Raw genomic sequence first — 13,728 nt, forward strand, 5'->3', positions numbered from 1 at the left:
CTTGTGCAAGCCGCCCGCTTCTTATAAGCCCACGGCACGCGCCGCCGCCGCAAATCTCGCCGCGATTTGCGCAGATCAGCGTAAACAACATTCTTCAGAGTCGTCGATAAATGACTGCGTTCAAGTCCGATTTCCTCAACGTGCTGCAGAGCCGCGGCTTCATTCACCAGTGCTCGGATTTCGAGGGCCTCGACGCGCTCGCGGCCAAGGGCGAAGCCACCGCTTACGTCGGCTACGACTGTACCGCGCCGTCGCTGCATATCGGCAACTTCCTGACCATGATGATGCTGTACTGGCTGCAGCAGACCGGGAACAAGCCGATTACCCTGATGGGCGGCGGCACCACCATGGTCGGCGATCCCTCCGGCAAGGACGAGACCCGTGCGATGCGCACAGTCGCGGAGATCGAGGCCAACAAGGCCAGCATCCGCGGCGTGTTCGCCAAGGTGCTGCGCTACGGCGACGGAGCGACCGATGCAGCCATGCTCGACAATGCGGAGTGGCTGACGAAGTTGAATTGGATCGAGATGCTGCGCGACATCGGCCGGCATTTCTCGGTCAACCGCATGCTGACCATGGACTCCGTGCGGCTGCGGCTTGAGCGCGAGCAGGAGATGAGCTTCATCGAGTTCAACTACATGGTCTGCCAGGCCTATGACTTCGTCGAGCTGTCGCGCCGGGTCGGCTGCCGACTGCAGATGGGCGGCTCCGACCAGTGGGGCAACATCGTCAACGGCGTCGAGCTCGGCCGCCGCATGGGCACGCCGCAGCTGTTCGCACTGACCACGCCGCTGCTCACGACGGCCTCGGGCGCCAAGATGGGTAAGACCGCGCAGGGCGCGATCTGGCTGAATGCGGATCAATGCAGCCCGTACGAATTCTGGCAATATTGGCGCAACACCGAGGACGCCGACGTCGCGCGCTTCCTCAAGCTGTTCACGACCTTGCCGCTCGCCGAGATCGACAAGCTCGCCGCGCTGCAGGGCGCCGAGATCAACGAGGCCAAGAAGGCGCTCGCGGACGCCGCCACCGCTCTGCTGCACGGCGAAGAGGCCGCGCGGACCGCGGCGGAGACGGCGCGCCGCACCTTCGAGGAAGGCGCGATCGCCGAGAACCTGCCGACGGTCGAGGTTCCGCAAGCCGAATTCGAAGCTGGGCTCGGCGTCCTGGCGGCATTCGTCAAGGCCGGCCTTGTCGCCTCCAACGGCGAAGCGCGGCGCCAGATCAAGGGCGGCGGCCTGCGCGTCAACGACACGCCGGTGACGGACGAGAAGATGGTGCTGACGCCGAAAGAGCTGACCAGCGAGGGCGTGATCAAGCTCTCGCTCGGCAAGAAGCGCCACGTCCTGATCAAGCCTGCATAGGCGCATTCGCTTTTCGCGGCTTGCCAGGGCGCCCAATCTGCGGCCCCCTGGCAGCCATGAAAACAAAAGCTTTTGGGGAGGACGCATCGCCAGCCCCGGCGCAGCCGGCGCGCGTGGGGCTCGTCGTGCTGGCCCTGTGCTTTGCCCTGTCGGTGCTTGGACGTGGGCTCGCCGAGAGCTTCACCGTCTTCCTGAAGCCCATTTCCGAAAGCCTGGGCTGGGACCGCGCCGAAGTGGTCTCGATCTATTCGCTCGCGGCGCTGACCGGCGGGCTGGCTGCGCCGCTGATCGGCCGACTGTTCGATCATTCCGGCCCTCGCGCCGTCTACGCCCTCGGCCTGCTGCTGCTCGGCACGGCCTTCCTGATCGCCGCCTCCGCCTGGCAACTCTGGCAATTCCAGCTCTCGCTCGGCCTCTGCGTCGGCGCCGGTGTCGCGCTGATCGGACTGGTGCCGAACTCGATCCTGCTCGGGCGCTGGTTCGGACCGAAACTGCCGACAGCCATGTCGGTGATCTATTCAGCCACCGGCGCCGGCGTGCTGATCCTGCTGCCTGCGTCGCAGCTCCTGATCGACCACATCGGCTGGCGCAGCGCCTATCACCTGTTTGGCGCCGTCGCGCTCGCCCTGCTCGTGCCGCTGTTGCTGCTGCCGTGGCGAGTGTTCGCCAGGGGCGCCTCGCATATCACGCGTCCGATGAGCATCGAACTGGGCGATGACGGCTGGACCTTGCTGCGGGCGCTGCGTCATCACGCATTCTGGGCGCTGTTCGCGACCTTCTTCTTCACGGCGATCGGAATGTTTTCGATCGCGCCGCAGGTCGTAGCCTATCTGATCGACGCCGGCTTTCCGCCGCTGCACGCCGCGACCGCCTGGGGTTTCTCCGGCGTGGCGCTCTTGTTCGGCATGCTCGGCGTCTCCTGGCTCGACGGCGTGATCGGGCGCAGGCCGTCGGTTCTGTTCTCCTACGCGCTGTCCATCTCCGGCATCCTGATGCTGTGGGCACTGCAATGGGCGCCGAACATCTGGCTGCTGACCGGTTTCGTCATCTGCTTCGGCAGCATGATCGGCTCACGCGGTCCGCTGTTGTCAGCAACTGCAATGAAGATCTTTCGCGGCAAGCGGCTCGGCACGATCTACGGCACCATCACCATCGGTTCGAGTCTCGGTGCAGCACTCGGCTCCTGGGCCGGCGGCGTCATCCACGATGTCACCCACAGCTACAATACGCTGCTCGTGCTCGCATTGGTCAGCGTCGTCATAGGCATGATCCCGTTTCTCGTCGTTCCGGCCTTGCGCAATTAGTTCGGACGACTCACGTGTGAGCCGCACAAGGAATTGCGCGCCGCATCCGCAGTACGGCCCAGCGTCCGTCTAATGGACACGCAAGAAGTGGGCCACATTCACGATTAGTAAGAGGATTGATGGTCGTTCGTTCGTCAAAATAATCTTGACGAGGAAGCCATGGCTCTGCTCAGCCGCATGAAGATCCGCACCAAGCTCGCGAGCATGGTGATCCTCGCTGCCTTGACCGTACTCGCGATCGTTGCCGTCTCGGTCTGGCTCAGCCGCACCCGCATGCTGGAGGATCGCATCACGCAAATGCACACCGCGGTCGGTGCGATCGACGGCATCACCTCGACCATCGAGGAGGTCTCGGCGATCGCCGCCACCATCGGCTCGGCGATCGAGGAACAGGGCGCGGCCACTGCCGAGATCGCCCGCAACGTGACGCAGACGGCGCAGGCGACGCGCGAGGTCACCGCCAATATCGGCGGCGTTTCGACCGCGGCCAACGAGACCGGCGGTGCCGCCGGTCACGTGCTGAGTGCGGCCACCAATCTGTCCAAGCAGGCCGAGCAACTCGCAGCCGAGGTGAACACCTTCCTCGCCGGCGTGCGTGCCGCGTAGCAGCGCGATCAATTGTTCGGCGGGATCTCTGGCGGCGCGTAGGGCTGCTTGCCGGTATCGAACCGGAAGATGTTGCGGAACACGCCGGGGGCGATCGCCGAGATCGGGTTGACGCGCACCACCGGCTTGCCGGGCGTACCGACCACCTCATAGGTCACGCCGAACATACCTTCCCGGTTGCCGTTGCCCAGGAACAACCCGAACAACGGAATCTGGCCGGCGATGTTGTTCAGCCCATAGGCCGGGATGATGGTGCCGTTCATCCGCACCTGGTTGGCGTTGTAGTCGATATTGCCCTCGATCGTGAGGCCGATCGTTGGCCCCTGCACGATGCCGTCCTTGACCAGCAACAGGCCCGGTTGCCGCGTGAACTCGGCACGCGCTGCACTGAAGCCGATGCCCTGCCCGCTGCCGATGCCGCCGCCGGCGACTGCGCGGTCGAGCGCCTGTTCGCCCTTGACGGTGAAGTCGCGCATGTTGATCAGCCCTTCCTTCGGGCTGGTATCAGCGGTCGGCGGCTCCATCGCGAGCTCCAGCTGTCCACCGATCACTTTGGTATAGGTGTCGGTAAAGTTCAGGAACGCGCCAGCGTCGTTGGTCTGCAGATAGATCACCTCGCGGCCTTGCGCGCGGCCGGCACGCTGACTTGAAACCGGAGCGTCGCGGCCGACGCGCAGATCCGCAGCGACCGGCGTATCGCGCCCGATCTTGCCGGCAAGCGTAAAGCTCTTGAAAGCTCCGCCGCGCCGCGACAGCTTGACGTCGACGCTGCGCAGCGCCTCACCGTTGAAGCCGGCGACCGCGCCGAGCTTCACGTCGGCGTCGATGTCGATGCCCTTGGACTTGGTCTTGTCGGTGTCCTTGCCGGACATGGTCGATTTGATGAAGCCGCGGCCGTCGAACACGTCGCCACGCATCGTCACCTTGAGCACGCCGTCCTGGCCTCGCTCGGCCTTGAGCTGCGCCTTGTCGCCGTCCGAAGGGGCATAGGTCGGGAAATTGGCGTTGGTCACATCGCTGTTCTGGTCGACCTCGATCGAGCCCTTGATCGAGGCGCCACTGCTGTCGATGACGATGTCCTCGAACCGCGTCGATTGCGGCTTGCTCACCACGTTGAAGGTGGCACGGCCGGCCCTGCCCGGCAGCTTCACCCATCCGGGCAGAACGTTGTCGAGCTTGACCTGGGTCAGATCGGCCTCGACAGCGATCTTGCTGTCGTGATCGCTGGAGGAAGCAATCTTGCCATTGAGCTTGAGCGGGATGTTGCCGCTGAGCGCCGATCCGAAATCCATGCCGAGCCGCGCGCGGCCGGCATCGTCGAGCGTCGCCTGCAGCTTGATGTCGGCGTCGCCGTCGGCCGGCTTGCGATAGTCGAGCGAGGCCTGCTGGCCGTTGATCTTGACGTCGCCCTTGACCTGATAGGCCTGGTTGTTGGCGGCGATCTTCAGCGTGCTCGCCTCGAGCTTCTGGCCCATCACCACCTTCTCGGCGGAGAAGTTGGTCAGATCGGCCGTCACCACGTAGCTGGTGTCGGTCTTGGTCAGCTCGCCCTTCACCGGCATCGCGAGATTGATGTTGGCCGAGAAGGTTCCCTTGCTGGTGTTCGGATCGATCGGCGTCGCCGACAAATCGCTCAGCCGGTCGGACGCGAGAATCTCGGCCGCAGCGGCGACCTGGCCGTCGACGCGCATGCGCAGCCGCGACGGCGGCGGCTTCGGCGCCATGTCCGGCACCTCGAACACGACGTCGGAGAAATTGATCTTGCGGCCGGCGAGCGTGTCCGCCACGCCCTGGCCGATAGTGACGGTCGCGGTGCGGCCGGTCACATGCGCCCTCAGATCGGCGTCGTGCACCGGAGGCAGACCGTCGACGGGAAGCACGCTCACGCCGGTGGCGAAGATGTTGATCTCGAGACCGTCGTCGGGAATCGGCGGCCCCTTGCGCGGCAGATTCTTCACCGGCGAGTTGAGGGCGACGTCGATACGTTGCAGCGAGCCGCGCTCGATGCGGTCGATGACCCAGGCCCGAACCTCCGGGACGATCAACGCCGGCCACAGCCGCTTCATCGCGGTCGCCGACATCGGCGTGCCGGCGAAGCCGAGCTTGATCTGCGGCTCGCCCGAATAGTCGATGCTGCCGGTGCCGGCGACCCCAATCTCTCCGTTGGAGATGTCGGCCTGCGTCAGCAATACGCGCTTGCCTTGGGTATCGAATCGGAAGCCGATCGAGATGCGATTGAAGATCAAAGGCGGCTCGTTCTCGATGCCGCCGAGCAGGATCGTCCCGCCGGAGAGGCCGAGACGCCAGTCGTTGACCGCGCCATCCGGAGGCTCGAGACGGCCGAGCAAGGTGATGCGATTGGCACCGGACACGATCTTGAACGGCGCGACCAGCACCCGGCGGCCAGCATCCCATTCCAGGTTCAGCTCCGCCGAATCGATCGGCATCGGATAATCGGGCGTATCGGTATCGATGACGGTGCCGGCGCCGACCGTCAGCTTGCCGCCCAGATAGGTCGGCAGCCCGTCACGGCCGAGCTCACCCTTGACCTCGCCGGACAGCGGCAGATCGGCCATGTAGGTGAGGTCCTTCAGCCGCAGCGCCAGCAGGATGTTGCTGGTCGACACCTGGTCGGCTTTGACGTCGACCGTGCGCACGCCGTTCGACGGCGCACCGATGGTAACACGCAGCGACCAGGGCTTGGCGCCCTCCTCGCCGACACTGAGCGCGACGCCGCCGCCGGCTGGCCGACGCAGGCTCAGGCTGATGTTCTCGAACGTCCATTTGTTGCCGCGCTGCTGGTCGTCCACGACCAGCACGCCGTTCTTCAGCCCGATCTCGTTGAGGTTCTGCCCGTCGAGCCCGCTGAGACTCAAGCTGTCCAGCCAGTCGAGCCCAGCCAAAATCCCGCTCGGCGCATTGGCCTGCGCAGCGCCTGCCGGTGGCGTGGCGGCCGCCGGTTCGTTCCCGCCTTGCGAGGCCGCCGCAGCCCCGGGTGCGCTCGCCGCGCCGCTGTCCACGCGCGAGAAGGTCGGCGGCAGGCCAGCATCGCGCTTGGAGGCGACGCCGGTCGCCAGCGGCTTGTTGGCGGACCCGGTCGACACCGTAACGGTGCCGTCGGGCGCAATGCGGACCGCCAGCTCGGCGTCGACCAGCTTCAGGCTCTCGGCGCGCAGCTGGCCCATCAGCAGCGCCGCACCGGAGAGCCGCACCTCGGCCTTGGGCGCGCTCGCGACCACGGCATGATCCTGATCGCGCACGACGACATCACGGATCCGCACCGCGATATGGACCCGCCCTGCGCGTTCGATCTGGGTGCCGCCGACTTCGACGGTGTTGCCATGACCGATATTGTCCTCGATCGCGGTTGCGAGCCAGGGCGTGACGATGTCGAGATTGATCGGCCCCATCCCCAAGCGCCACCACAGGCCGGCGAAACTTACGGAGAAAAACACGATCAGCGTGGTGATCGCGGCCAGGAGCCGCCGCCCCCAGCCGCCTTCGCCGGTCCAGCGGCGCAGCGCCGCGGGTCCGCTCGTCAGCAAACGCAGTCGCGAGTTCGAGCCCGCCAGCAGGCGCCGCGCGCGGTGGTGGCGCACGACGTCGTCGTGGTCGCGGTCCTCGACCGGATGATCGTCCGGCGCATGCGCGTGATCCCAGCCGGCATCGTTCCAGTGCCCGGCCTGGGTCTCCGCCTGCAGATGGGGCCGTTGGGGAGACGTATTCCTTGCCATTGCCTCTCGGCGTCGCGTGTCAGTTGAGTCGCAACCAGCCTGGTACGTACCAGATCGGTCGCAGGTTCGGCCTCGCCCGTTGACAGGTAGCGAGGGGTTCTCTGCCGACATCGCCCCCGATCCTTGACTGGTCCTGTTGCTCATTCGCCGGGTGCCGACGGCCCGCTCGACGAGCGCGGCCGGCAAGGCGCCGAAATCCTTGTCACCATACCTCGCCGGCGTCAGATTTGCCCAGCGACTCCTGCCATCGATCCGAAGTTCCCCGGAAGCCCTCACTCGGCTTCACTTGGCTGCGTCGTCCCGGGAACTCCGATCGGTGAGCGGAACGAGATGGTTTAGCGAGACGGTTGTGGGCACCACGACTTAAGGACGACGTTTCTAGGCCGATGTTTTAAGGACGATTTCCAAGGACGACTGTCCCAGGACGACTTTCGAGGGCCACGTTCCAGGTCCACTCTCCGAAGTTCGATTAAAATCCGCGGCAGTGATTCTCGCGAGCTTCGGAAAGCGCGTGCCAATCCGCGCCAGCGCGCCGGACAAGGATTCGCACACGGCCATGATTGATCCGCGGAAAGCGTCGAAAGGAAGGCGTATGTCAAAGCAATCACGTAAGAAATCTTCAAAAACCTCGGGCCCTGCCAGATTCGCCGCCAAGGCGGTCGCCAAGTCCAGCAAGGTCAAGTCCGGCAGCGCGAAGTCCGGAGGCGTCAAGTCTGCCGCGAAGTCCGGCGCATCTTCGAAAACGCCGGCCAAGGCCGGTAACAAGGCCGCCATGCCGCCCGTCAAGGCCACTGTCAAAAAGACCTCCGCCGCGAAGCCGACCAGCGAATCCGCGCCGAGCCCAGCGGGTCTGGCACCCGGCATGAAGGCGCCTGGCTTCAAACTGCCGCGCGATGGCGGCGGAACCGCCTCGCTCGCCGATTATGCCGGCCAGAAGCTGGTGCTGTTCTTCTATCCCAAGGCGAATACGCCCGGCTGTACCAAGGAGGCGATCGACTTCACCCGCCTGGCCCAGGCGTTCGCCGACAGTGGAACAGTGGTGCTTGGCGTCTCCGCCGACAGCGTGAAGGCGCAGGACAATTTCCGCGACAAGCACGCCCTTTCGGTTCCGCTCGTCTCCGACGAACGTCACGAGATGCTCGAGGCCTATGGCGCCTGGGGCGAGAAATCCCTCTACGGCCGCAAATTCCTCGGCATCATCCGGAGCACCGTGCTGATCGGCCGCGACGGCCGCATCGCCAAGGTCTGGCGCAACGTCAAGGTCGATGGCCATGCCGATGCAGTGCTCGCCGCAGCGAAGGAGCTTTAAGACCCGCCCGGCTCCATTGAGATAATATTAACCATGGGTGGGTCAAATCGGCAGCTGTAAAGCCGTAGGACTGCACGATCCGACCGGCGCGGGAGTGCCGATGTCGCATCGTTCCGGCCATCATGCCGAATACCCCCATCATCATGCCCATGATCGCAGTCGCGCCCTGCAAGCGCGGCGCGTTCCGACAAGTCAGCCGGCGTCCGCCCCTGCCGCGTCCAAGAGCGATTACACGCTACTGCATGCTGGCAAGCAGGTTCGCATCGGGCCGGTGGTGTTCTGGATCGTGGTCGGGACCGTCACGCTGCTCGGTCTGTGGTCGGCAGCCACCGCGACCTATTTCGCCTTCCGCGACGACGTGCTGACCCGCCTGATCGCCCGTCAGGCTGAGATGCAATACGCCTATGAGGATCGCATCGCCGACCTGCGCGCCAAGGTCGATCGTGCGACCGGCCGTCAACTGCTCGACCAGGAGCAGTTCGACCAGAAGCTCGACCAGATCCTGAAGCGCCAGGCCGCGCTGGAGAGCCGCGCCGCGACGCTCGGCAGCATTCCCGATATCACCGGCACGATCCGGCCGCAGGCGCGCAGCAGCGCGTCCGAGACGACACCGGCGAACGCGACGCCGAAACCATCGCCGATCAGCGACACCGTGATCTTCAGGGCGCCGCCCGACCGCGAGGCACGGCTCGAATCCCGCACACCATTGATGCCCAACGCGCAGCCGAACCAATTCGCCAAGCTGAACGGCGTCGAGAATGTCCTGACCAAGCTGCAGCGCTCGCTCGACCAGGTCGAGGCGCGGCAGATCGCGATGCTCAACACGGCCGAGGAGAGCATGGAATCGCGGCTGCGACGGATGCGCGGCGTGATCACCGATCTCGGCCTCGACATGGCACAACTCGAAGCCGCCGCTCCCAAGGGCCCGCCGATGGGCGGGCCTTTCGTTCCCGTGAAGCTCAACGCAGAGTCCGGCCCGTTCGAGCGCCAGCTCTACCGCATCAACATCACCCGCGCCCAGGTCGAGCGCCTCAACCGCACGCTGTCGCTGGTGCCCTATCGCAAGCCCGTGGTCGGCGAGGTCGAGTTCACTTCGGGCTTCGGCGTTCGCTCAGATCCCTTCCTCGGACGGCCCGCGATGCATACCGGCCTCGACTTCCGCGCCCAGACCGGCGATCCCGTGCGCGTCACCGCCAACGGCAAGGTGGTGTCGGCCGGCTGGGCCGGCGGCTATGGCCGCATGGTCGAGGTCGATCACGGCAACGGCCTGTCCACGCGCTACGGACATCTCTCCGAGATCAACGTGCATATCGGCCAGCAGGTCAGAATCGGCGAAGTGATCGGCGAGGTCGGCTCGACCGGCCGCTCCACCGGCCCGCATCTCCACTACGAGACCCGCATCGACGGCGAGGCGGTCGACCCGCAGAAATTCCTGCGCGCCGGCGTGCGGCTGAGCGCGGGATAGCGGCTCTGCTCCGAACGACCATCCTCAACCATCCAGCTCCGTCTCGTTACGCCGGACTGCACAGCTATACAGCTTTGCGGGGGACGAACGCCTGTGGCGATCCGGCCACAAGCTGCGACCTTCGCCGGTCGAACCTCGCACGCGACGCGTCTCCGCTCCGAGATGTGCTAATCATTCCCGCCAGGGGATTAGGGCTGTGCGTCATCATCATTCACATCAGCGCTTGGGCGCGGGCATCATCGCCTGCGCGATGGCCTATGTGATCGCGCTGCAGCTCACGCTCGCGCTGACCCTGAATGCCTGGCTGCCGCCAGACCTGAACTACGCGTTCGGCGAGATCTGCCACACCCAGGCGCTGGCCGGTGACGACGCATCCTCCCGCGAACCGGGGCCGGTGAAGGGCGCCGCGCATTGCCCGCTCTGCGTCATGCCGGCCTTTGCGCTGCTGCCACCGCCGGATGCGCCCGCAGTCACGCTCCGCCGCACACTCGGGATCGTCTTCGAGATCGTCGCCGCGCCGCGCATCGAGCTCGCCGAGGTCCACTCCTCGCATCGCGCCCGCGCGCCGCCTGCAAGGGTGCCAGAGCGGGCCTGAGCGGACGGACCGCTCCCGCCATCATCTCACCATCCAGCGTTCGCCTCGCAGCCGACAGCGGCACCCCGCCGGTGCCGCATGCGTCTGCACGCGCCGCAACCACGTTCCCGTTTCATCCGCCGGACGCGGCCCATCGCGCGCCCGGCCCCGTTCCGATGCGCAAGCACCTTGCGCGACAGCTTTTCGAAGTCCGTCCATGTCACATCCATTTATGTCATATCCATCCACGGGCCATCGACGCCCGCTCCTGCTCGCCACCGCCGCGCTGTTCGCGCCGGCGCTGCTCACGACCACCGCGCTGGTGCCGCCGCTTGCAACGGCTGCCCGCGCGCAAACCGCCGACCGGTTGCCGACGGTGACCGTCAATGCGCCCCAGCCGCGCCGGGCCAAGCGCAAGCCGCACCCGGCGGCGAACGCGCAGCCCACCACGGCGCCCGCCGCAACCACGGCCACACGGGACGAGCGTACCGCGCCGCCGATCGGCGCAACCACGCTGCCGCCGCAGGCCGGCGTCCAGCGCGCGCTGTCGTCGAGCGATTCCGCGTCCCTCGTCACCGATCTTCCCGGCGGCGCCACCTGGGGCGCCGGCGGTGTCTCCAGCCTGCCCGCGATCAACGGCTTCGGCGCCGACCGTCTGCAGGTCGCGATCAACTCGATGCTGATCAGCCCGGCCTGCCCCAACGAGATGAATCCGCCGCTGTCCTTCGTCAATCCGGCGATGGTCGCGAAGATGCGCGCCTATCTCGGCATCGGTCCGGTCTCGGTCGGTGGCGACTATGTCGGCAGCCGCATCGACGTCACCACAGCGCCACCGGCTTTCGCGCCGGAGACCGCGGGCTGGATCACCAGCACACAGCTGTCGAGCTTCTTCCGTAGCAACGGCAACGCCTACGGCGTCGATGCGAGCGCCACGGTCGCCAACCGCGACACCAGCATCACCTATACCGGCGGCTGGGTCCGCTCCGGCAACTACAAGGCCGGCGACGGTTCGACCATCAAGTCGACGCTGTACGAGACGCAGAACCACGCCATCAGCGTTTCCAAGCAGACCTTCGGCAACCTCTTCACCTTCCAGGTCGGCGGCCAGTTCATCCCGTATCAGGGCTATGTGAACCAGTACATGGACATGGTTTACAACCGAGGTCTGTTCGCCAACGGCCGCTACGAGGGCGTGTTCGACTGGGGCAAGCTCGAGGCCAGCGCCTTCGTTCACCAGATCCGGCACACCATGGGCTTCATCGCACCCGACAAGGTGGCGGACATGCCGATGGACACCAAGGGGCTCGACACCGGCTACGCCGTCAAGGCCACGATTCCGGTCTCCGGCCACGACCTGTTGCGGGTCGGCAACGAGCTCGCGCTGAACCGGCTGGATGATTGGTGGAGTCCGGTCGCGGGATCGATGATGATGGGCCCGAACACCTTCATCAACATCAACGGCGGCACCCGTGACCGCGTCGGCACCTTCGTCGAATGGGAGCGGCACTGGGACCGGCAATGGACCTCGATCATCGGCCTGCGCAACGACGTGGTGTGGATGAACACCGGCAACGTGCAGGGCTACAACGCGATGACCTCCGGCGCCGACGCCGCCGCTTTCAACGGCAGCGACCGCGCCCGCACCGACATCCATCTCGACGGCTCCGCGCTGCTCCGCTACGAGCCGAACGACGTCAGCCAGTACGAGCTCGGCTTCGCGCGCAAGACCCGCTCGCCCAACCTCTATGAGCGATACGCTTGGTCGACCGACGCGATGGCGATGCAGATGATCGGCTGGTTCGGCGACGGCAACGGCTATGTCGGCAATCTCGACCTCAAGCCGGAGAAGGCGCACACGGTGAGCTTCGCCGCCGGCTGGCACGATCCGGCGCAGAAGATCTGGGACGTCAAGGTGACGCCCTATGCGAGCTACGTGCAGGACTATATCGACGTCGACCGCTGCGGCACCGCAAGCTGTCTTGCCAACAATCCGGCTAATCTGACAGCGAACAACGGCTTCGTCTATCTGCAGTTCGCCAATCATGACGCGACGCTCTATGGCGTCAATGTCGAGGGACGACTGACGGTCTGGGATGACCTCATTTACGGCCAGGGTCAGGTCCGCGGTCTCATCGGCTACGTCCGCGGCAAGCGCACCGACGGCATCGACCTCTATCACATGATGCCGATCAACGCGAAGCTCGCGCTCGACCACCGGCTCGGCAGCTGGACCAGCAGCATCGAGCTGCAGCTCGTCGGCTCCAAGGACGTCGTCAGCCAGGTCCACAATGAGTTGACGACGCCCGGCTACGCCCTGGTCAACCTGCGCACCGGCTACCAGTGGCAGCATGCGCGGATCGACCTCGGCATCGACAACCTGTTCGACCAGAACTACTACCTGCCGCTCGGCGGCGCCGACCTGGTCGACTACAAGGTGGTCTCGATGATGGGCTCGTCGGCGGCCTACGGCTACGCCGTCAAGGGTCCGGGGCGCTCGTTCAATGCCAGGCTGAGCGTGAACTTCTGACAGCCTCCCCGCGGCCCGCGCCGCCGTGATGGCGCGGGCCGCGGGGAGCAGCTCCGTCAGTGGCAAGGAGGTCGGCTCATGCCCTGAAGCTCGGGTCGATCCGGTCGAGTTTGCGCAGCAGAGCGGGCCACACCAGCCGTTCCGCAAGCTGCGACATGCCGCCGGACATGGCGAGCTTGGCATTTTTCTCGATCACCTCCGGCGCGGTCGGATGATCCATGGAGATGTCGCCGAGCATGCGGGTGCGCACTTGCATGGTGCAGGCGCGCTCGAGGAAATACATCCGCAGGAACGCTTCGGCGCACGTGCGCCCGACCGCGAGCGTGCCGTGATTGTGCAGGAGCATCAGGTTCTTGGAGCCGAGATCCCGCTGCAGGCGCGGCCGTTCGTCATGGTCGAGCGCAACCCCCTCGTAGTCGTGATAGGCGAGCTCCGGCAGCACCAGCTGGGCGGTCTGGTTCAGCGGCAGCAGGCGCTCCTTCGAGGTGGAGACCGCCGTGCCATCCGGCGTGTGCAGATGCATGACGCAGCCGGCATCGTCGCGAACTTCGTGGACCGCCGAATGGATCGTGAAGCCCGCGGGATTGACCGGAAACTCGGAATGCCCGACGGGCTTGCCGTCGAGCCCGATCTTCACGAGGCTCGAGGCGGTGATTTCCTCGAACATCATTCCATAGGGGTTGATCAGGAATTGATGATCCGGTCCCGGCAGGCGCGCTGAAATATGCGTGAAGATCAGGTCGTCCCAACCGTAGAGGGCAACCAGCCGATAGCAGGCGGCGAGATCGATGCGAATGGCCTTCTCGGCCGCGTATACGGCGTCCTGATTCATTTTCTCTCCCAGG

8 protein-coding genes and 1 pseudogene are annotated in these 13,728 nt (G+C 65.7%); 7 read left to right on the forward strand and 2 right to left on the reverse strand.

The features are described from left to right. The first annotated feature begins 110 nt into the window (after positions 1-110). The 3 genes and pseudogenes from tyrS to QXZ85_RS20925 all read left to right on the forward strand — a co-directional run. Positions 111-1,364: a tyrosine--tRNA ligase gene (gene tyrS, locus QXZ85_RS20915; protein ID WP_316174781.1), complete on the forward strand. Its 1,254-nt coding sequence runs from the start codon at positions 111-113 to the stop codon at positions 1,362-1,364. Positions 1,365-1,420: 56 nt separating this feature from the next. Continuing rightward, positions 1,421-2,668: an MFS transporter gene (locus QXZ85_RS20920; RefSeq protein WP_315703749.1), complete on the forward strand. Its 1,248-nt coding sequence runs from the start codon at positions 1,421-1,423 to the stop codon at positions 2,666-2,668. 306 nt (positions 2,669-2,974) lie between these two features. Beyond that, a pseudogene (locus tag QXZ85_RS20925) lies at positions 2,975-3,274 on the forward strand (chemotaxis protein); the annotation flags it as partial. A gap of 8 nt (positions 3,275-3,282) precedes the next feature. Here QXZ85_RS20925 and QXZ85_RS20930 read toward each other — a convergent pair. Further along, a complete protein-coding gene (locus QXZ85_RS20930) occupies positions 3,283-7,008 on the reverse strand; it encodes a DUF3971 domain-containing protein (protein ID WP_316174783.1) in 3,726 nt (1,241 codons plus the stop codon). 592 nt (positions 7,009-7,600) lie between these two features. Between QXZ85_RS20930 and QXZ85_RS20935 the strand changes: the two genes are divergently transcribed. The 4 genes from QXZ85_RS20935 to QXZ85_RS20950 all read left to right on the forward strand — a co-directional run bounded on the left by QXZ85_RS20935 (position 7,601) and on the right by QXZ85_RS20950 (position 12,883). Then, on the forward strand, positions 7,601-8,317 hold the full coding sequence (locus QXZ85_RS20935; RefSeq protein ID WP_316174785.1) for a redoxin domain-containing protein: 717 nt from the start codon (positions 7,601-7,603) through the stop codon (positions 8,315-8,317). A gap of 100 nt (positions 8,318-8,417) precedes the next feature. Continuing rightward, positions 8,418-9,782, forward strand: coding sequence for a M23 family metallopeptidase (locus QXZ85_RS20940; RefSeq protein WP_315742010.1), 1,365 nt, complete (start codon positions 8,418-8,420; stop codon positions 9,780-9,782). Between the two features lie 196 nt (positions 9,783-9,978). Next, positions 9,979-10,377 carry a DUF2946 family protein gene (locus QXZ85_RS20945; RefSeq protein WP_315767899.1) on the forward strand — a complete coding sequence of 133 codons (399 nt, stop codon included), beginning with the start codon at positions 9,979-9,981 and terminating at the stop codon, positions 10,375-10,377. 196 nt (positions 10,378-10,573) lie between these two features. Further along, positions 10,574-12,883, forward strand: a complete 2,310-nt coding sequence (locus QXZ85_RS20950) for a TonB-dependent receptor (protein ID WP_315767900.1) — start codon at positions 10,574-10,576, stop codon at positions 12,881-12,883. A gap of 76 nt (positions 12,884-12,959) precedes the next feature. On the opposite strand, the gene QXZ85_RS20955 is transcribed toward QXZ85_RS20950, so the two are convergent. Next, entirely contained in the window at positions 12,960-13,715 is a 756-nt protein-coding gene (locus QXZ85_RS20955) for a class II aldolase/adducin family protein (protein ID WP_315742008.1), read from the reverse strand. Between the last annotated feature and the right edge of the window lie 13 nt (positions 13,716-13,728).

Origin of the sequence: Bradyrhizobium sp. SZCCHNGR1005 (genome assembly GCF_032489995.1) — a bacterium.
GTDB lineage: Bacteria > Pseudomonadota > Alphaproteobacteria > Rhizobiales > Xanthobacteraceae > Bradyrhizobium.

What these genes read in the sequence shown, in the direction of transcription:
- QXZ85_RS20930 (WP_316174783.1), bottom strand. Translation starts at nt 7,008, where the DNA reads ATGGCAAGGAATACGTCTCCCCAACGGCCCCATCTGCAGGCGGAGACC.
- QXZ85_RS20940 (WP_315742010.1), top strand. Translation starts at nt 8,418, where the DNA reads ATGTCGCATCGTTCCGGCCATCATGCCGAATACCCCCATCATCATGCC.
- QXZ85_RS20955 (WP_315742008.1), bottom strand. Translation starts at nt 13,715, where the DNA reads ATGAATCAGGACGCCGTATACGCGGCCGAGAAGGCCATTCGCATCGAT.
- QXZ85_RS20920 (WP_315703749.1), top strand. Translation starts at nt 1,421, where the DNA reads ATGAAAACAAAAGCTTTTGGGGAGGACGCATCGCCAGCCCCGGCGCAG.
- tyrS (WP_316174781.1), top strand. Translation starts at nt 111, where the DNA reads ATGACTGCGTTCAAGTCCGATTTCCTCAACGTGCTGCAGAGCCGCGGC.
- QXZ85_RS20950 (WP_315767900.1), top strand. Translation starts at nt 10,574, where the DNA reads ATGTCACATCCATTTATGTCATATCCATCCACGGGCCATCGACGCCCG.
- QXZ85_RS20935 (WP_316174785.1), top strand. Translation starts at nt 7,601, where the DNA reads ATGTCAAAGCAATCACGTAAGAAATCTTCAAAAACCTCGGGCCCTGCC.